Origin of the sequence: Lactobacillus sp. ESL0237 (assembly GCF_003692985.1) — a bacterium.
In the GTDB taxonomy this organism is placed as follows: domain Bacteria; phylum Bacillota; class Bacilli; order Lactobacillales; family Lactobacillaceae; genus Lactobacillus; species Lactobacillus bombicola.
Window position 1 is genome coordinate 242,728 of the sequence record NZ_REHE01000010.1, and the last position, 19,946, is coordinate 262,673.

Consider the following 19,946-nt stretch of genomic DNA (forward strand, 5'->3'; position numbering starts at 1 on the left):
AAATTAATACTTTTTAACTACTATTTTATTTAAAAGCATAATAAAATTTGTCGTACTTCTCGAATAGATTTAGCTTTAAGCAAGCGCAAAACATTTTCCTTATCCCTAACTATATCGACTAGTTGTTCCAAAGCCTTCTCATGTTCACGTTTCATTCCTGGTGATAGGACAAACATACAGGTCACGATTTCTTTTTGTTGACAAGCTTCTATTACTAAAGGATGATCTAGTAAAATTAACACTATACCTGCTTTTTTACTACTAGTATCAGGTGCAGCATGTGCTAAAAAGATATTATTAGCTATCAGCATATACGGTCCATATTGCTGAATTAAATGTATAATCTTTTCGCAATAATATTCATCGATAATTCCGTCTTGCTCTAAGATCTCACATCCAAAATGCAGCACGTCCTGCCAATTCCAATCATCATTATTATGTAAAAACTTGATATGATTTGCAGATAACAGGTTACTTAAAGTTGGTAAATTATAATGAACAGATTTTTGATTTTTTGGAAAAATAAAGCGATCTAAGCTCATTCTTAAGCCATTTTCATCTTTAACATCTGCATACTCATTGATGATAGAGACTAAACTATTAACAGCACTTTCATTATGCTCAATTTTACGTGGGATTTTTTGGCGTAATAATTTTTCAATCGCACTTTGATCATGCTTGGTCAAAACAGCCCTAACATTTACAACTGGAATAGGATATACGGTATCAGTTAAATTAGCCGTACTAATAATTAATTTTGCTTGATAAGACCGCTTAAAAATTTGCGGTAAATCACGAATTTCTAGTGGTAAAGAAAATTTTATCAATGGATACATTTTACTGAGTTCTTGATAAAGCATAGCAGATGTACCTATTCCACTAGAGCAAACAACTAAAACATCTGCTAGTGCTGCTCGTTGCAACTTGTCCATATCTGAAAAATCTTGATAATTTTTATGGCTAACTGATCCAAAATACAAGTATATTAAAGCAACTTCATTGCTTGGTAATTTTTTATGTAAGAATTGTTCAAGTGGTGCACATGCAACTGCCGTAAATTTAACCAATTCTGGATACTGCCGTTTGATTTCATCTACTTCATTTGAAGAAAATGGTAAATCAAACTTCACTCGGAAAAAGGTGGCATACAAATGGTTACATAAAACTTGAGTAAATAATTTATAAGAAATTTTTTGCTCTGTTAATTGCTCATAACGAAAAATAATTTCTTGGGCAATACTATCTAAATTATGGTATAAATCAGCCTTAACACAATTAACTTTAGTAGCTTGTGAACACAAAATAAATTTACTAAGAAAAACTATTTCACCTCTAGGCAACTTTTTTCCAATTAGTGATTGTAATATTTTTTCACAGGTAAATAAAACATTGGTTGTATTAATTTTTATCCACTCTAAGTCTGCTGTGCTAGAAACACATAATCCATGCTCAATCCGCCATCTTGTAAAAGTTAACAAATATGCTAACTGTTCAATAGAATTTTCCGAAAAAGTCATTTCTAACTGCTTTTGCGCAGTACTAATTATTGTCTTAGCTTCAGTAATTGAAAAATCCAAATGTTTGATAAACTTAAAAACCAGCTTATTTTGATAAAGCAGTAATTCGTATATTACTCTTCGTATTGTCGACTCATCACTAATAATTCGATGCCCGAATCTAGAACTAGCGATTTCGAGTTGCGGAAAACGCTCATTAAGTGCTTTAAAATCCTTAATGATTGTATTACGTGAGCAGGAAAATTTTCTTGCCAATACATTAATTGAGCAATATTTGTTTTCCCCGATTAGCATCAAAACAATCATTATTTGTCGATCAGCGGCGTTGACACTTTTAATTTGACTATACCTAGATATGGTCTCTATTATCCCCGTATCAGCCAACAATTTCTTTTTTGTCTGATTAGTAATTTTATAACCATATTTAGGAACGTTAATGATTTCGTCTAAATTATTTTGACGCAAAGTTTGATTAATTAATTTTAACCAATTAAAAGCTGTTCGCCGCGAAATACTAAAAGTTTCTAAAATTTCTTTTAAACTTACAAAACTAGGGGATTTAACCAAATAATTTAATAGCCTTTTTGCCTTAACGGAACTGGCAGAATTGCTTGTCATCATGTTAATCACCCTTCAAATTTTAGTATCTTAGCAATTTGACAAAATAAAACTAAAGACCCAATTTGTTAACTACTTCATCGATGACATTTTCAACACCAATATTTGTTAACAATGGTAAGCCATTAATTACTGGTGTATGGATAGCCTCATTATCATATTGAGTTGTGGTAATCACTAGGTCGTAGTCATTAGCCAATGATTCGACTTGGGCCACAGAAGACTGACCTAAAGTATATTCAGCTGCAGAAATTCCTCGATTAGCTAATTCTTCTTGTAACTTATTCATTGCCGACGTACTTGTAACTACCCCAGCTCCACAGGCAACTAAAATTTTTTTCATAATATATTCTCCTTAATTTTACTTTTTATCTTGAATAGCAACTTCTCTACGCTTTTCTTCTGCAATAATCTTTGTTCTATTCCACCAACAAAGGCCAATAATCAAAAGCAACCCAACTGCATATGCAATTAACTTATATGGAGCTACTTGCACAATTAGCCACGGATATGGATTAGAGCCATAATCAATACTTGAAATTAAGGATGATCCTTTAGGAATAGTAAAATGAGCTGCCCTTGCGCTGCTAGTAACCAATGGTGCCAAATCCGTGCCTATCCATAATCCTAAAACCACATTAACTGCACCAATAATAAATGACCTAAAGAAATCACCATGAGTGATTGAAACAATTAATGGAAACATAAAGACAAAGCCGACTAAACCAATTGTGGGTAAGAATTTATTACCTGGTAAAATAAAAGCAAATAATAATGCTACCGGAATCATCAAAGTAGCACAAGCTAACACAACAGGACTACCAATTCCCACAGCAGTATCCATTCCGATATAAATTTTTCTTTTGCCAGAAAACTTTTTTTGAATAAAAGATTGAATTGCATCGGAAACTGGAACTACTCCCTGCAAAAGTAAAGCAGCCATTTTGGGCGTAATGATCATTACTGCAGACAAAGTAACTCCCATCAGCATTATCTTCCCTAGCTTCGTAGCCACAGTGATGCCTGGAATAAACCCATATGCCAAAATTCCAATAATAATCCCAATAGCAAATCCTAGGAGCGTCGGCTCACCCCACGAGCCAAACTTTTTATTAAAATCTTTAGCATCCATATGAATCTTATTAACACCAGGAATCTTATCCATCACCCAGTTAAGAATAACCGCAATAGGTACAAATGAACCTGCATAAGCATGTGGAATTGAAATTCCTGGTAATCCTAAATATTTCTCTGAAAGCGGCGCAGTTCTATCCGCAGTAACCATAATGACAATCATATTTACACTGGCTAAAAATAAACTGAGCACAATATCTTTAGTTAAGGCATAAACTAATGAGCCACTAAAGGCAAAATGCCAAAAGTCCCAAATATCAACATCAATCGTTGATGTGGTCTTAGTTACTAACATTAAAACGTTAATTGCAATTCCTAGCGGAATCATACTTACACCTACTGCCGTACCATAGGCAATCGCTGATGCTGATGGCCAACCAACATCAATTACTTGTAAATTCAAATGCATAACTTGAATCATATTCTTAATTGCTGGATTCATAACATCAGTTAAAATTGAAACAGTTGCGTTTAATCCAATAAAACCGATTCCGACCATTAATCCACCTCGGAGTGCTTTAGTAAATGGTACACGGACACATAGGCCAAAAATCAGCATAATAATTGGAATTAAAACAGTTGGACCTAAGCCAACAATATACATAATGAAATCAATTATCGGTTTCACAATAATTCCTCCCAAAATAAATTTTATCTAAATATGTTCAGAAATGACCTGATACAGTTTTTGATTACTAGTGATGCCCTTAAGTTGTTTTAATAGTTTTTGATCTTGAAACAAGGCCATTAATTTTTGTAACATTTCTACTTGACTATGTGGATTTTTTAATGCCAACATTACTACAATTTGAACCCTTAAAATCTCATCTGTTATTGCCATATTATGAAATTCTATCGGTTGAGCCAAAGTAGCAAATGTAATAGCTGCTTCATTAACATAATCAACATCTGTATGGGGGATTGCTACTGCGATTTCACCGCTAGGCAGGCCAGTAGGGTGAAGTAGCTCTCGCTCTTTAACTGCTTGTTCAAAAGAAATCTTAACTTTACCCTTATTTTCTAGTTTCTGTGCTAAATAATGAATAATTTCATCACTACTAGTTGCTTTTACATGGGCAAAAACCAAGTCTGGTTCTAAAATTTTCATTTATTCACTCCTTTCTTTATTTTATAATTTAAGCACTTACATAGTTATTATATAAGTAACTGTTACCATTAAATTCCAGTGCAATTACTGCACCAATTAAATTATGCTTATGTGCACGTTAAAGGTTAAAATCACGCTAAAGAGAGTTACTAACTAGTTTTAAATAAATAAAACACATCACTAAAGATGTGCTTTATTTATCATGATTTTTAGCGATTACAAAAGAGACTTTATTAATCAAAATTAATAATAACAACCAAATATTCCATTTTGGTAAACCTAGCCTTTTGTATTACAATTAAAATAATTTATAGAAAGAAGATGTAATCATGTGGCTAATTTAAGTTGAACAATAGCGATGCAATTACCAATTAAATTTTTAAAGAAAGGATAAGAGGCTTAAATGATTAATAATATCCCTCAACCAATCAAAACATTTCTCGCTGGCGTCAATTTAAATGATCCCAATTTTGATTATTATATGACTGAGCTCGCTAATTTAGCCACAGCTGCCAATTTAGATGTGGTTGGTCAAGTACGCCAAAATGCTACTCAAGTAGTCACAAGTACTTATTTAGGTATTGGAAAAATTAATGAAATTAAAAACATAGCCCATGGTTTGAAAGCACAAGTGTTAATACTAAATGATGAACTGTCACCTATGCAAATCCGTAATTTAGAAAAATTAACAAAATTGCGGGTCATTGACCGGACAGAACTGATACTTGAAATTTTTGCGAGTAGGGCGCGGACTAAACAAGCTCAATTGCAAGTTAAACTGGCTCAGCTACAATACGAATTGCCCCGATTGCATCCATCAGAAAACAATTTAGATCAACAACGTGGTGGTAGTTTGGCCAATCGTGGTGCAGGTGAATCCAAATTAGAATTAAATAGAAGAACTATTGGTAAACAGATTGCGGCTATTAAGCGCGAACTAGAGCATGTTACAAAGCAAGAAGCGATAAAGGCTAAACGCCGTAATCAAAACCAAATTCCTAAAGTGGCATTAGTCGGCTACACTAATGCAGGTAAATCTACTACAATGAACGGTTTACTTACAAAATTTTCCCAAGAAAATGAAGCTAAGCAAGTTTTTGTTAAAAATATGCTTTTTGCAACTTTAGACACTAGCGTACGCCGAATTCAATTAAATAATAATTTTAGTTTTATTCTTTCAGATACAGTGGGATTTATCTCAAAATTACCACATAATTTAATTGAGTCCTTTAAGGCAACATTGCAGGAAGTAAAGGATGCTGATCTCTTAATCAACGTTGTCGATGCCACTGATCCCAACATGCTACAAACGATTCATACTACACAAGCGGTCTTAGCCGAGATTGGTATAAAAGATACACCTATGATTACTGCTTATAATAAAGCAGATAAAACTGAACGTGACTATCCACAAATTGAAGGGGATAATCTTTTATATGCCGCCACTAGTCAAGCTTCTATTACTGTCTTAGCTCAATTAATTACTCAACATCTCTTTGCAGCATACCAAAAAGTAGAATTACTTATACCCTTAACTGCTGGTAAAATATTGGCCCAGCTTCACGAGCAAACACAAATAATTGACGAAGAGTACCAATCTGATGGGGTCCACTTACATGCTCGTTTAACACCAGATAAAAGTTTACAATTTAAAAAATATATAATTTAAAATTTTACACAGAAGAACCAATTCCTATTTAAGCAGTAATTGGTTCTTCTTTACTCGCTAGAGATTTAGAAAACAGTCTAAATTAAGACAGACATTCTATTTAAACGATAAATTACATATTCAATTTTAAGATAACTAAATTTAGTAATTTTTAGGCAATTAAAAAATTACCCGCTTAGCCACACATGGATAAAAATATGAACTAAGCACTTGTTGAACTACTCCTTGCTCAGGGGTTGCGGCATGAATAAATTGATTATTACCTATATATATACCTATATGATATGGGGCATTGACCGCACCCCAATAAAGTAAATCTCCTGGCTTAAGCTTATCCATTGAAACTGTACTGCCAACTTTTACTTGATCTGTTGTAACACGGGGTAACTTAACTCCACCAACTTGATTATAAATATACTGGACTAACCCAGAACAATCAAAATTATTCGGACCGTTACCACCCCACACATAACCTTTGCCGACTTTAGCTTTAGCCATATCAACTACTGCTTGTATTCGTTGCGCTGCATTGACCATGTTCTGTGTATTTAGCCCACGATTATTTTTTGGCTTGTTGGTAGGTACCACTAACTGCTGCTCAACTTTTTGTCCTTTTGTTTTTTTATGGTTTTTGATTCCTTTACTTACTTTATCTGTCAGTAGATGTAATTGTTTTTTATTATTTGGCTTTTCTTTTTCAAGATCTATCGTATAACGTGCTTCAATCCACTCATTTTCGCCAATTTTATACCACAGACGATCTTTACGATCGATTGCTATTTCTGCAACATTCCATTTACTATTATTTTTGGCACGAAAAGTAATTAATTGTCCACCTTCATAATTAGTCCAAATTTTTACGCCCTTACCAGGTAAATAATTAATTTGAACACGTTTAATTGGGGCTTTCATAGTTGTAGCATTGACCGACTTAAGTGGTGCAACTACAGTTACTCCAGCCATAGTTAGTGTAGTTGCCAGTCCCATTTTCCAAAAATTACGCTTCATTCAAGTCAATTCTCCTTTAATAGCATGAAAATGATTAAAAAAATAACATTAGACTTTATTTTAATTGCTTCAGCTATTTAATCAAGTCTACTTACTTAAATGATAACAAAAATTTTAGAGATCATGTTATCTAATTTTTGAATTAGCACTAAAAAACACTTAAAAAATTATTTTAAGTGTTTTTTTATTATTTTATTTTTAGTCAAGCACGCGCTTAGCAACTGAAGGATAGAAGTAAGAACTTAAATTTTCTTTAACAACGCCTTGTGTAGGAGTTGCCGCATGAACAAACTGATTATTACCAACATAAATTGCCACATGATATGGAGCACTTGCTGAACCCCAAAATAAAAGATCACCTGGCTTTAGATTTTGCATTGAAACTTGCTTACCTTGTTTAACTTGAGAATAGGTTGTACGACTAATTTCCTTGCCAGCCTTACTATAAACATATTGCGCTAAACCAGAGCAGTCAAACGCGTCAGGGCCATTACTTCCCCACACGTATGCCTTACCAACTGCAGCTTTAGCTAAATCAGCAACCCTTTCCCCTTGCGAAGAAGCCTGTACATAAGCTGTTGCGATTCCTTTACCAACTTTTTTCTTTAATTTTTTAGTATAGCATGCCTGAATCCACTGGTTTTCCCCAATTTGGTACCAGGTTTGTCCAGCCGCATCGACTGCATCACTGATGACATTTACAGTCTTCCCGTGCTTAAGTCTCTTGCCGGTAAAATCAGGGTTCTCATAGTTATCCCAAACATTTACACTATAACCAGGAATATAGTTAATCTTGACTTTTTTGGTTGCAGCTTCAACCTGAGTCGCAGTTGTTTTAACATTAGTAGCATTAGTAATACTAATTCCTGTAATAGTCAAAACTGCAGCAGTAGTAAATTTTATTAAATTACTCTTAACCTTCAAAATCAGATTCCCCCTATACTTTAAGTAAAGTCGATAAACAAAATAATTTTAGCTCTACCTCGTCTTATTGATGGTAATTTTACTCGCAAAATATTACAAAACAATTACAAACATGATACCAGTAAGTAAAAAAGCCCTCAGAAGCTAAATTTTCCCTGAGAGTTTTTGTTTTATTTATTTTTTAGAAATATCGTTGAACTAAGAACTTTAATTATTCCAGTACTCGTTTTGCAGCGGAAGGATAAAAGTAAGTACTGAGTGGTTGTTGTCTGACACCTTGGTCAGGAGTGGCCGCATGAACAAACTGATTGTCACCTACATAAATAGCTACATGGTATGGAGCAACTGTTGAACCCCAGAAAAGTAAGTCTCCCTTTTTTAGTTTCTTCATTGAAACTTTTCTGCCTAAACTTACCTGTGAATATGTTGTTCTAGGTAAAACAGTATTGCCCGCCTTTTTGTAGACATATTGAACTAGCCCCGAGCAATCAAAGGCAGACGGACCAGTAGCGCCAAATACATAACTCTTACCCACTTGTTTTTTAGCAAGCTTCGCTATTTTATTGCGACTCTTGGTTATTGTGCTGGCACTAACATCATCAGTAGTCGCATTTACTGCTGTCGCAGTGGTCAAGCCTGTAAAAAATAATACTATTAATGCAATTAATTTAATTAAGTACTTACGTCCGTATTTCAAAATTAGTTCCTTTTCTCAAACAAATATTTCATAACTTCTAAATCAACTTTCTCTATCTTAACCATTAAATATTACATATACATGTCAAATGAGCTACAAAACTATAAGATTTAGTTGTTAAAAAAACTCCTTTTGAAACATTTACTCATTTAGCCTTGTAAATGACGGATGATTGCTGTCAATTTTCTTTCTGTTTCAATCCAATTATCATTAACTAAAATATGAGCATCTTTTTGCAAATTTTGTGGTAAGGGGTTTAATTCACTACCACTAAGTCTTTCTTTAATTTTAGCTAAATTGTCGCCCCGTCTTAATAGTCGCTGCTGTAATTCTTTCTTAGTACTTGCAGTTACATACAAAAAATATACCTGCCCTCTGATTGCATTAATATACGCTTCGACTCCGCTTATATCCACAATCAGAGATACTATCTCACTTTTTTCCCAAGCTTTATCAAGAGCTTCTCTACTTGAGCCATATTGGTAAGATCCATATCTAGTATGCTCAAAAAAATGTAATTTTTCAAAACTAGTATTAGTTTCAAAATGATAAGATTGATTTACAATTTCTTCTGGACGTTTGGGCCTAGTTGTGTGCGTAACCACCCGTGGAATGCAGAATTTTTCTAGCAGATATTCTGAAATCGTTGTTTTTCCTGCACCACTCGGGCCAGCTATTAAAATTAATTTTCGCATAATCCAGGCTCCCTCTACTTGAAAACAGTTTATTTTTATATTAGTATCTTTCTATTATAATTAAACATGGGTAAGAGAGGAAGTAAAACTCATCATGAAAAAGACAGATATAAAATTAGATGATATTTTAAGTGCAAAATCTGAAGAAGAACTTACTAAACCCTTTTTGGGTAAGGTTGAAAAAATTTATGAAAATTCTGCCCTGTTATCAATTATCGACTACGATAAAGCTGATAAAACGGCAGTTAGTGACCTCAACAAAAAAATTGTTGTTAATTTTAAAAATCTCAAGAGTGCACCCAAGCGTAAAATTAAAGAAATTCAAGCTTTAGCTAAAAGTGACGTTAAGATTGAAAAAATTGCTAAAAGTGACCTCAATAACATCGAAAATCCCATTGACAAAAATAAATAGATATACTTTATAAAAGTAGTGCTTACCCCACTACTCTTTTTTTAACTATTTTACTTTAAGCAAAATAATAATTATGGAGAAAAAAAGTGAAAGAAAAAACAAGAACTATTTTATTTTGGTTTATCTTAAGCCAACCTTTTTTAGATCTTTATTGGTTTTATCATGGACAATTAGCTAATATTTTCCCCTTTACCTTACCAACCATTATTCGCATTTTGGTAGTCGGTACATTAATCGCCCTTTTTTTTAGCCAAAAAAGGTCTTGGCAAAAATTGACAAAAGAAAAACTGCTATTAGTTTATTTGCTACTATTAATGATTTATTCTGCGTTGCACTTATATCACGTCCGTGATTTCATTAGCATAAGTTTAAGTGATTATGGCTATTCGACTAGTAGCGAAATTTTTTATTTAATTAGAATGGTTTTACCTTTAATTGTTTTATATTTAACCAAAGAAGTAAAATTTACACAAAAGCAATTGCAACAAGTAATTGAAGGTATTTCCGGTCTTTTTTCTGGTACAATCGTAATCTCTAATCTATTTGTGATTTCCTTGAAATCTTACGAAACAGGCACAATCAGTGCTAATATCCTTTCCTGGTTTACTAACCAAAATATTGGTTATTCACATATTGCATCAAAAGGCTTCTTTAATTTTACCAATATGATTTCGGCAGTACTGTTCATGTTATTACCTTTAATGCTCTACTATATGTTTACCTCTTGCAGTTGGCACACTGTTTTTCTGACTAGCATTCATGCCTTAGCTATGGTTGAAATTGGTACTAAGGTAGCTGCCATTGGTCTAATTGGTGGACTTAGCATTTGTTTACTTTTATTCTTATTTCATAAATATGTGATTAAAGATGTCAAAAACGGTAATTGGGCCTTATTAATTGCTATTTTTATTGGTTTAAGTTCACTGGGGCTAACAGCTATTGGTCCAGCTGTACAACGTTACAATTATGAAATTTATTTAGCAAAACAATCTGACCATGATTTAACAATTGAAAATCACAAATTAAATCAAGGATTAAAAAAATATCCCACTGGCAAAAAGCGAGCAGAATTTTTATGTGAATTTATCCAACACAATTATCAAGCATATGCTCTTAATCCCAAATTTGTTTTTAAAAGTTATCCGTATCAATCTGACCCTGAATTTTGGTTAGCAATTATGCGCGAACCAGGTCAAAATCGCATGGGAAATCGCCATATTGAGCAAGCCATGCTTAAACAAGTTGTTAAAACTAATAATAACCATTGGGATAAGTTCCTTGGCATTTCTTATGTGCGTGAGAACAATATTTTTAATCTGGAGCGCGACTTTGTAGCTCAAATCTATTCTTTAGGTTGGATTGGAATGCTCTTGTTTGTCGGCCCTTATTTATTAATTTTATTTTATGCAGCTTATAGATGGTGCCTAAATAAGTCAACTCGTACTTACTTAATCAGTTCACTGCTTGTTGCTAGTGCTTTCGTCCTTTTGGCTGCATTTTCCTCTGGCAATGTACTTGACTTTTTAACTGCCAGTTTTATTTTAGCCTTTATTGAGGGTAACTTATTAGTCTGTCTAAAAAAGTAACAATACAAAAATGATGGTCTAATTAACCATCATTTTGTTAAAATTATTTTTGCTTAATAAACGAAGCATCGGGAATTCTGATTAAATAATATCTAGTTGCTACATGACCCGCATGCAAGCCAATTCCATTTTGCCAATCTTTCTTATATTTTGCTGTATAAATAGCAACATAAGCATGCTGAAATTTTTGATCCATTTTGCGCAATTCCTGTTCACTATAAGGAATTTTAGCTGCGTTAATGTCTAACGGACTTTTACCGTAAACTACAGTTGCAAAATCACTTGAAACTTTAGCTTGCTTGCCATTACGATAATAAGTATAAGTCTGTGTACCAATTCTTTTCTTTTTAGAGTCAATCACAACATAACTAGAATTACCTGAGCCAGTATTCATGATTAATGGCTCATAAATAACGGTTGCAGCAATTTTACTAGTATCTTCTAAATCAGGATTGTCTAATACAGTCCTTCCGAAAAGCCATAACGCACCTACCAACAAAATGGCTACTTCTAAAAAATCAATAGCTAAATTTAACCAGCTGAATTGCTGGTGTTTTTTTATAATCATCGTAATATGGCGCTTACGAATATTTTGAACCACAAAAAATAAATACAGAATAATGATTACCCATAGTAAAACACCAAGTAAATTCCAGCTAAACATGATCGACCTCCCGTAATATCTTAATTATATTGTAAAAAATTGCTTTTGGATAGTCATCTCAATCAAACTTGTAACTGCTCAATCAATCTTCTTAGCTTTATTTTCTGCCTTACTTTTACTTGTCTTAATCGTTTTCTTAACGGCCGTAGCCGGTTTTTTATATTCTCTAACTTGTTTAATCTTTTCGACCATCAAGTCTGTTAATCGCTCAATTAGCTCAGGTTCAGTTTCCTGCATTTCTTTTTCAGTGGCTAATTGGTCAATCCTAAAACCCGATACGTTTAAAAATTCCGACTTAGTTTCAAAATAAACAAAAACTGGATAAGACTTATCCTCTTCAAAAAAGTTGGCAATTTTTTTGTAATTACTATATGGCAAATTGATAATATTAATTTCTAAAGCAAATGTCACTGGTCGCTGTCCAGTTACTTCAACTGCAATACGACTCAATGAATCGTGCTTAATAGCAGCTACCGTTTCTTTAATCATTTTAGAAGCAATAATTTTTATTTTACTCTTGGATTTACTAATATCGGCATATTTAACCGTCTCTAAATCCTGTAAATAGTCCTCTTGCTCAATTTTTTCAGTTAAATCTGTTAAGTTAATTTTCAAATTACAAATTCCTTTATTTCTATATTAGTCCTATATACGATACTCAAATTTTAGTTCAAAAACAATTTTTTTTGATTGCTTTTAAGATTATTTTTAAAAAACATTTTTTTAAAAAATATAATTTTTTTCAACCTTTTCTAAATTCATATTATGCTATTTGTAGTATTGACACAGGGCTATCAGGCTAAAAAAATAACACTTTTCCGTTTACTATTACTTAAAAGTTGCATATAATAAAACAGCTGAAAAAATATAAAGCCCCATGCTTTACAAGCGTTTTCACAAAGAGTAAATTTAGTATATATCAAAAAATTTAGCTAAATTTTTTAATTGAAAGGTAGACAAACATGTCAGATAAAGTTTACACAGATTATTTTTATAATTCAAAAGATTTTGATAAAAATCATGGTATGGGCTACAAAGAACTTCATATTCCAGAAGGTGTTGAAGCACAACCATTAATTGTTCCACCAGTTTTGGAACCAGATAAACAAGAGTACAATGATGTTTGGTATACCATTGAATCTCAAGAAGGTGATTTCCAATTTTTACCTGGTAAAAAAACCCATACTTGGGGCTATAACTTCCCAGTTCTTGGTAAAACAATGGTATTGACTAAGGGGCAACATGTTCACGTAACATTGAAAAATAGTCTCCCAGAGTTAACCACCTACCACTGGCATGGTATGGAAGTATCTGGTCCTGGTAATGATGGTGCTTGTCACTCCCCTGTATATCCAGGTGAAGAAAAACATATTGACTTTGTCGTTAACCAACCTGCAGCACTCACTTGGCTACATGCTCATCCATGTCCATCAACTGCTTCACAAGTTTGGATGGGACTAGCTATGGGTGTGGTCGTTACTGATGCTAACGAAGCTCAGTTGCCAATTCCTAAAACCTACGGCAAAGATGAATTTCCAATTATCTTGCAGGATCGTATCTTCCATGAAGATAATCAATTTGACTATAAAGCTGATTATAATGCAATGGGTATCTTCGGAGATACACCTGTTATTAACGGTGTGGTCCGCCCTTATGTTGATGTCACTACTCAGAAAGTTCGTTTAATTTTCTTAGGTGGGTCTAACCGTCGTGAATGGCGCTTACACTTTAGTGATAACTTAGTAATGACCCAAATTGGTGGTGATGACTCATTCTTAGAGCATCCAGTTAAAATGACTAAAGTTTTAATCGGGCCAGGCGAGCGCCAACAAGTAGTTGTTGATTTTAGCGACTATAAAGAAGGCGATGTGGTTAATCTTTACACTGATGACTTTAAGTTAGTTGAGTTTAGAATTCACAGCTATGAAAAAGATGATAGCGTAATTCCTGACACCTTGTTCAAGCCATATGATCCAGTTGTTAATCCTAACTCACCCGTTCCCCATGTTACAATGGACAACCATAACATGATCAATGGTAAGTTATTCTCAATGCAAAGAATTGATTTAAAGCAGGAATTAATGAATGCTGAGTACTGGGATGTAACTAATACCAATGATACCACTCATGGGATGCTACACCCCTTCCATATTCATGGAGCGCACTTCTTAGTTGTCTCACGTAATGGCGAAGCACCTTATCCAAACGAACAAGGTGTATACAAGGATACTGTTGAAGTTGCGCCACAAGAAACGGTTCGGCTGAAGGTTTACTTCCAAAATACTGGTGTCTTCATGTACCATTGCCATATCATTGAACACGAAGATGCTGGTATGATGGCCCAAATTCAAATTGTTGATCCAAAAGATCCTGATAAAAAATATCACTTAATGGATATGGAAACCTTAACCAAGGCTTTTGCCGAAGAAAAGGGTATTCCAATGGATGAAGTCTATTGCCCAGGTATGGATACTGAAGGTATGGCTGTTAAAGGTGAAGATCATACTATGGATGCATTTTCAGGTGCAAGTCACCACTAATTAATTTTAATTAATACAAAAACGTCAGGAATTTATCCTGGCGTTTTTATATTATCTCTAACTAGAGCAAAATAATATTTTCTAATATTTATTAAATTAATTCTTCTAATTTTGCGCTTCTGCTACTTTCATGCTATAAATAGCTTCATGAATAGAAAAAAACAGCTTACTAAATATTTAACATACCTCGCACTTACCCTTATTAGCCTAGGGATAGTTTTTATTGGACACAATTTTAATCAAATCAAAGACAAATATGATTGGTTAACAATTAAATCAGAACAAAAATTAATGGTTCCGCTCGAAAATCAATATCCCGATTTACCCAACGGGTGTGAAGTCACGTCATTAGCGATGCTTTTACGCTATTATGACATTAAAGTCTCCAAATTAGATTTATCCGAAAAAATCAAACATGTATCTTCCTTCTCCCAAGATGGACGCTACCGCGGCAACCCACATGTTGGCTTTGTCGGCTACATGAGTCAAGCCAATGCTGGCTGGTGCGTTTATAATGAACCCTTAGAACAAGTTGGTCAGATATATACAAATCGCATAGTCAATTTTACCGGTCATGATTTCATTCAAGTTCTGCGGTTAGTTTCACAAGGACATCCTGTATTAATTATCACGACTACTAATTTTAACCGTGTTACTGACATGCAAACTTGGGTAACGGCCCAGGGGCCTGTCCATGTAACACCTTCCTCTCATGCCTGTGTAATTACAGGCTATAACAAGGATAAACAAATCGTCTATGTTAACGATCCATTTGGCTATCAAAATAAGCCTGTGTCTTGGCCTAGTTTAGAAAGAAGCTTTAATCAACAAGGCAAACAAGCTTTATATATCAACTAAAAAAGAGCAGATTCACTTAAGAAACTGCTCTTTTTACTTAAGGCCTATTGTTAAAATAGGTGACCACTTCTGTTCACATCAGGTTAGTCAATCACCAACACTTCCCGTGTCTGCCATTAAAGGCGGGTGTCCTCTTATCTAAAAGGCGCAATTGCGCTTTGTCGACTCGCAAAGATTATTATAGGCAACATTTACTTATTTGTAAATCTTTTTTATTCTAAAAAAGATTTCGACACACATATTAGATAACAACATTCCTAAGGCTATCGCCCCTGTCACAATAATTACCCGCAAAATTGCATCACTGGCACCATTAAGATTGCCAGCTGTCAATTCACGCACTGCCTGATAGGCTGGCACTCCTGGAACTAGTGGCACAATTGCTGGAATATAAAAAACAGTTGCTGGACATTTTTTCTTCCGCGCAAAAATAATTCCTAAAATACCCACGGCAAACGAGCCGAATAAATTTGCCAGCAAGCGGCCCATGTTAGCTTGCATCGCTAGCCAATAAATTAACCAACAAATAATCCCACTAATTCCTGCTAGATTGAGCACTCTTCTAGGCACATTGTTAATAATTGCAAAGCCAAGAGAAGTAAGGTAAGCAAAAATAATATTAATAACTATTTCTAACCAGAAAGGCATTTTACGCTCCCAAAAATTTCAAAACAATGCCGACGCCACCACCCAAAGCAAAAGCGGTTATCCCTGCCTCACATATCTTAACCATTCCCGAAAGTAAATCTCCTTTAAAAAGATCACGCAAAGCATTAGTCAGTGCAAGTCCAGGTACTAATGGCATTATCGCCCCTGTTAAAATATTATCTATTATCATCTGTGGAAACAAATGGACTAACCCTACAGCAACAGCTGTCATAACAATAGCTGCCACTAATTCTGATAAAAATTTAATTTTAGTATAGTGCTTAAAATAATAAAAAGAAATAAAACCAAGTGCACCAACAACTGCAGCTGCTGGGAAATCAATCCAATCATAATTATCCATAAACATTACCATTAATGTAGCACTTGCAATTGCAGCACTAAGTACTTGCAACCATAAAGGAAAAGTGGGATAGCCACCTTGGGCAATTTTATTAACTTCCTGTCGTACCTGCTTTAAAGTAAGCTCTTGATTTGCAAAGGAACGGGATAATGAATTAATCCGATCGACTAGTTCAAGATTAATATTACGTTCATGAATTTGGATTGTTTGACAATAATTACCACGATCTAAACTCATAAAAATTCCAGTTGGAACAATAAAAACGCGGGGATCAGTTTCACCTGCACTTTTGGCAATCCTAATCATTGTATCCTCGACACGATACATTTCACTGCCGCCTTCAATCATCAGTTCGCCTACTTTTAAGCAAGTATCCAATAAATCCTGATAAAAAAGTTTTTCATTTTCGTTGCCCATTTTCCCCTCAAAGTTTATTCATCGTTTCAATATCAATTGTCTTATCAATCCAGTCGCCTTGGAAAAAGTCACGTTCATGGCTGACAATAATTACAGCACCAGAAAACCTAATAATAGCTTGTCTCAAGGCATCTTTTGCATCACGATCTAAATGATTTGTTGGCTCATCTAAGAAAAGTAAATTAGCCGGTTCAAACTGCATCTTAGCTAATTTGACTTTTTCTTGTTCCCCACCAGATAATTTTTTCAATGGGTTCATTGCCTGCTGAGCAGTTACGCCTAGCCTAGCTAAAGCACCACGTAATTCTTTAGGTTTTTGCTGTTCAAATTCTTCTTGTAAATATTGTAGTGGCGTCATATTATTGTTTGGCCAAGTTAAATCTTGCTTAAAATAAGCTATTTTAGTAGCTACTGAAATTTCAAAATGCCCTGAAATCGCAGGTAACTTCCCTAACAAAGTTTTTAGCAAAGTTGATTTACCAATGCCATTAAAGCCAGTAATTGCTACTTTTTCATTGCCACCAAGCGAAAAGTTAAAAGCCTGTTTTACAAGCGGTCGATCATAACCAATTACTAAATCTTGTGTTTGTAAAAGCAAATTAGCCGCGGTGGCCACATAAGGAAATTCAAATTGGACGTGCCGATTACCCTTAGGTGGATTAAGAACTTCTAGCTTAGCTAATTGCCTTTCTCGTGACTTAGCACTTTTAGCTCTTGTTCCAGCCTTATTTTTGCGAATATAAGCCGCAGTCTTAGCAATCTTGCGTTGCTGATTAGTGTAAGCTTTCAGATAAGTTTCTCGATTCGCTGCCTTTTGCTTCATAGCTTGCTTTAGCGTTCCCGTATAGCGAGTAATAGTACCTAAATCAATATCAATAATGCAGTTAGCAATGCGTCCCAAAAAATCATAATCATGACTGACTACAATAAAAGCACCTGCAAATTCATTCAAGTAATTCACCAACCAGTCAATATGTGAAACATCTAAATAATTAGTTGGTTCATCTAAGACTAAAACATCCGGGGCTTGTAGTAGTAATTTAGCCAAAATGATCTTCGAACGTTGTCCACCCGATAATTCAGATACATCATGGTCATAACCTAATTCAGCTAAGCCTAGACCCGAGGCAACGCGTTCTATTTCAGTGTCAATGCCATAAAAATTATGTTCTTCTAGATAAGTTTGTACTTTACCTGCTCTTTCTAGCAGGTTATTATCACCGCTTTCTCCATACTGAACATATAAATCATTTAATTCGTTTTCTTTTTGATAAAGTGCCGTAAAAGCTGTCTGCAAAAAAGCCCGAATTGTGACCCCAGGCGTCAATTTAGCATATTGATCAAGATAACCTACACTCACCCGATTCTGCCATTTAACCTGCCCTTCATCTGGTAAAATTTCGCCGGTTAAAATTTTAATTAAGGTTGATTTACCAACCCCGTTTTGACCAGTAACGCCCAAATGATCCTCTTTGTTTAACACAAAATTGGCATTTTCATATAGTGTCTTATCTACAAAGTGCTGGCCTAAATTACTAACTGTCAACAAGCTCATCGTCCATCTCCCTCAATTAAAAACACACTTGCTTTAGTATATAATAAAGTCGATTTTTTAGCTTGTTTTTGATAAAAGATTAGACAATTTCTAGGAAACTTTTATTAGTACTTCTTGTTTTGCGGTAAAAAAAGCGAACACGCCATTCCTACAAAAGCTAGGCAAGTTAGCAAAATAAATGCTGCATGAAATCCATTAGCAAGTGCCACTGTCTTATTAGTTGAGCTATTAGCAGTAAGTGATACTATTAGCATAGCAATTGCTGTCCCAAATGAACCCCCAATTTGACGTAAGGTAGAAGCAGCAGCATTAGCATGTGCTGTCAAATTTGGTTTTACTAGATTAATTCCAGCAGTAAAAGTATTCATCATCGTAAATGAAATTCCTATCATCCTGATTGCATAACATATGCTAATATTTAATAGATTAGTTTGCGCATTGAAAAAAAGCATTGGTAGGGTTCCTAAAATAAGCATTGTGAAACCAAATAATGAAATTTTTTTAACTCCTAATTTATCATATAAACTACCAGCAATAGGATTGCAAATCATCATTATAATTGCTCCTGGCATAAGAACCAATCCAGAAGTTAAGGCACTTTCAGCTCGTATGGTTTGCAAATATAGTGGCAATAAGAGTTCCACGGCTACCATTGCAATATTGCTACATGTACTTAACAAGGTACATAAATCGAATTGCCAATTTTTAAACACTCGAACATCTAATAATGGTTGTACTAAATTTAATTGACGATGGACAAATAAAGCAAGTATAACTATGCCTAAGCCGAATAATACTAATAATATTGGTGTAACCTTACCAGTATTACCAACCTCTGAGAGAGTATACAGTGTCAACCCAAATCCAATTATTGATTCAACAAAAGAAACAAAATCCGTTGCTCTACTTTTTGGAATGGTAATATTTTTCACTACCGAAATTGCCGCAACCATGACTAGTAGGCTAGCAATACTTAATGTCAAAAACAACATACGCCAACTAAAATATTTTAGAATCAAACCAGAAATGGTTGGACCAATTGCTGGACCAAACCCAATTACTAAACCCGTAATTCCCATTGCCATTCCGCGTTGCTCTTTAGGAAACAAAAGTAAAATTACATTTTGCGTAAATGGCATTAAACTACCAGCGGCTACCGCCTCAATCAAACGTCCCAACAATAAACATTCAAAGTTTGGAGCTATTAAACAAATTAACGAACCAATTAAAAAAATTGACATCATTGTTAAATAATTACTTTTCAATTGAAATGATTCAAAAATCCAAGCAGAAATAGGTATCATTAGACCAACAACTAACAAATATGCAGTAGTTAACCACTGAGCTGTTGTTTGACTAACATTTAATGAATTCATGATTGTAGGTATTGCATTATTAAGGAAAGTTTCAGCTAATAATGCTACAAATGAACCAAATAAAAGCACAATCATCATTGAATTACGACTACTTTTTGATATTTTTTTAAAATTTTGTTTCATAATTCCCTCTTTAGTGTAGCAAACTACACTTTTGAT

The 19,946-nt window shown here is 34.2% G+C and carries 19 protein-coding genes; 5 read left to right on the top strand and 14 right to left on the bottom strand.

Annotated elements, in window-relative coordinates; all coding sequences use genetic code 11:
• Nucleotides 1-29 precede the first annotated feature (29 nt).
• The 4 genes from F5ESL0237_RS06530 to F5ESL0237_RS06545 are packed head-to-tail and all read right to left on the bottom strand — an operon-like array spanning nt 30 to nt 4,377.
• On the bottom strand, nt 30-2,138 hold the full coding sequence (locus tag F5ESL0237_RS06530) for a BglG family transcription antiterminator (RefSeq protein WP_122024950.1): 2,109 nt from the start codon (nt 2,136-2,138) through the stop codon (nt 30-32).
• 49 nt (nt 2,139-2,187) lie between these two features.
• Nucleotides 2,188-2,478 (bottom strand): PTS sugar transporter subunit IIB, encoded by a 291-nt coding sequence (locus tag F5ESL0237_RS06535; RefSeq protein WP_122022216.1) that lies wholly within the window; start codon nt 2,476-2,478, stop codon nt 2,188-2,190.
• A gap of 18 nt (nt 2,479-2,496) precedes the next feature.
• Nucleotides 2,497-3,897: a PTS galactitol transporter subunit IIC gene (locus tag F5ESL0237_RS06540; RefSeq protein WP_122022217.1), complete on the bottom strand. Its 1,401-nt coding sequence runs from the start codon at nt 3,895-3,897 to the stop codon at nt 2,497-2,499.
• Between the two features lie 27 nt (nt 3,898-3,924).
• Complete coding sequence (locus F5ESL0237_RS06545; protein ID WP_122022218.1) at nt 3,925-4,377, bottom strand: PTS sugar transporter subunit IIA; 453 nt, start codon at nt 4,375-4,377, stop codon at nt 3,925-3,927.
• 403 nt (nt 4,378-4,780) lie between these two features.
• Between F5ESL0237_RS06545 and hflX the strand changes: the two genes are divergently transcribed.
• Nucleotides 4,781-6,046: a GTPase HflX gene (gene hflX, locus F5ESL0237_RS06550; protein ID WP_122024951.1), complete on the top strand. Its 1,266-nt coding sequence runs from the start codon at nt 4,781-4,783 to the stop codon at nt 6,044-6,046.
• 159 nt (nt 6,047-6,205) lie between these two features.
• Here the strand turns inward: hflX and F5ESL0237_RS06555 are convergent, their stop codons facing one another.
• The 4 genes from F5ESL0237_RS06555 to F5ESL0237_RS06570 all read right to left on the bottom strand — a co-directional run bounded on the left by F5ESL0237_RS06555 (nt 6,206) and on the right by F5ESL0237_RS06570 (nt 9,370).
• Nucleotides 6,206-7,054, bottom strand: coding sequence for a C40 family peptidase (locus F5ESL0237_RS06555; RefSeq protein WP_122022220.1), 849 nt, complete (start codon nt 7,052-7,054; stop codon nt 6,206-6,208).
• Between the two features lie 198 nt (nt 7,055-7,252).
• On the bottom strand, nt 7,253-7,978 hold the full coding sequence (locus tag F5ESL0237_RS06560) for a C40 family peptidase (RefSeq protein ID WP_122024952.1): 726 nt from the start codon (nt 7,976-7,978) through the stop codon (nt 7,253-7,255).
• 211 nt (nt 7,979-8,189) lie between these two features.
• Nucleotides 8,190-8,675 carry a C40 family peptidase gene (locus F5ESL0237_RS06565; RefSeq protein WP_122022222.1) on the bottom strand — a complete coding sequence of 162 codons (486 nt, stop codon included), beginning with the start codon at nt 8,673-8,675 and terminating at the stop codon, nt 8,190-8,192.
• Nucleotides 8,676-8,824: 149 nt separating this feature from the next.
• A complete protein-coding gene (locus tag F5ESL0237_RS06570; RefSeq protein WP_122024953.1) occupies nt 8,825-9,370 on the bottom strand; it encodes a guanylate kinase in 546 nt (181 codons plus the stop codon).
• Between the two features lie 94 nt (nt 9,371-9,464).
• On the opposite strand from F5ESL0237_RS06570, the gene F5ESL0237_RS06575 reads away from it, so the two are divergent.
• Together F5ESL0237_RS06575 and F5ESL0237_RS06580 are read left to right on the top strand one after the other, a co-directional pair.
• Nucleotides 9,465-9,782: a DUF2187 domain-containing protein gene (locus F5ESL0237_RS06575; RefSeq protein WP_122022224.1), complete on the top strand. Its 318-nt coding sequence runs from the start codon at nt 9,465-9,467 to the stop codon at nt 9,780-9,782.
• An 86-nt stretch (nt 9,783-9,868) separates the two neighbouring features.
• Entirely contained in the window at nt 9,869-11,368 is a 1,500-nt protein-coding gene (locus F5ESL0237_RS06580; RefSeq protein WP_122024954.1) for an O-antigen ligase family protein, read from the top strand.
• Nucleotides 11,369-11,411: 43 nt separating this feature from the next.
• Here the strand turns inward: F5ESL0237_RS06580 and F5ESL0237_RS06585 are convergent, their stop codons facing one another.
• A complete protein-coding gene (locus F5ESL0237_RS06585; protein WP_122024955.1) occupies nt 11,412-12,032 on the bottom strand; it encodes an LVIS_2131 family protein in 621 nt (206 codons plus the stop codon).
• 78 nt (nt 12,033-12,110) lie between these two features.
• A complete protein-coding gene (locus tag F5ESL0237_RS06590) occupies nt 12,111-12,647 on the bottom strand; it encodes a hypothetical protein (protein WP_122022227.1) in 537 nt (178 codons plus the stop codon).
• A 347-nt stretch (nt 12,648-12,994) separates the two neighbouring features.
• Here F5ESL0237_RS06590 and F5ESL0237_RS06595 point away from each other — a divergent pair, with 347 nt between their 5' ends.
• Nucleotides 12,995-14,572 carry a multicopper oxidase family protein gene (locus F5ESL0237_RS06595; RefSeq protein WP_122024956.1) on the top strand — a complete coding sequence of 526 codons (1,578 nt, stop codon included), beginning with the start codon at nt 12,995-12,997 and terminating at the stop codon, nt 14,570-14,572.
• A gap of 147 nt (nt 14,573-14,719) precedes the next feature.
• Nucleotides 14,720-15,430: a C39 family peptidase gene (locus F5ESL0237_RS06600; protein ID WP_122024957.1), complete on the top strand. Its 711-nt coding sequence runs from the start codon at nt 14,720-14,722 to the stop codon at nt 15,428-15,430.
• A 195-nt stretch (nt 15,431-15,625) separates the two neighbouring features.
• Here the strand turns inward: F5ESL0237_RS06600 and F5ESL0237_RS06605 are convergent, their stop codons facing one another.
• The 4 genes from F5ESL0237_RS06605 to F5ESL0237_RS06620 form a co-directional block, all read right to left on the bottom strand.
• Nucleotides 15,626-16,078 (bottom strand): threonine/serine exporter family protein, encoded by a 453-nt coding sequence (locus tag F5ESL0237_RS06605; RefSeq protein WP_122022230.1) that lies wholly within the window; start codon nt 16,076-16,078, stop codon nt 15,626-15,628.
• Between the two features lies 1 nt (nt 16,079).
• Nucleotides 16,080-16,856, bottom strand: coding sequence for a threonine/serine exporter family protein (locus F5ESL0237_RS06610; RefSeq protein WP_122022231.1), 777 nt, complete (start codon nt 16,854-16,856; stop codon nt 16,080-16,082).
• A gap of 7 nt (nt 16,857-16,863) precedes the next feature.
• On the bottom strand, nt 16,864-18,411 hold the full coding sequence (locus F5ESL0237_RS06615; protein WP_122024958.1) for an ABC-F family ATP-binding cassette domain-containing protein: 1,548 nt from the start codon (nt 18,409-18,411) through the stop codon (nt 16,864-16,866).
• Nucleotides 18,412-18,515: 104 nt separating this feature from the next.
• Complete coding sequence (locus F5ESL0237_RS06620) at nt 18,516-19,910, bottom strand: MDR family MFS transporter (protein WP_122024959.1); 1,395 nt, start codon at nt 19,908-19,910, stop codon at nt 18,516-18,518.
• Nucleotides 19,911-19,946 lie beyond the last annotated feature (36 nt).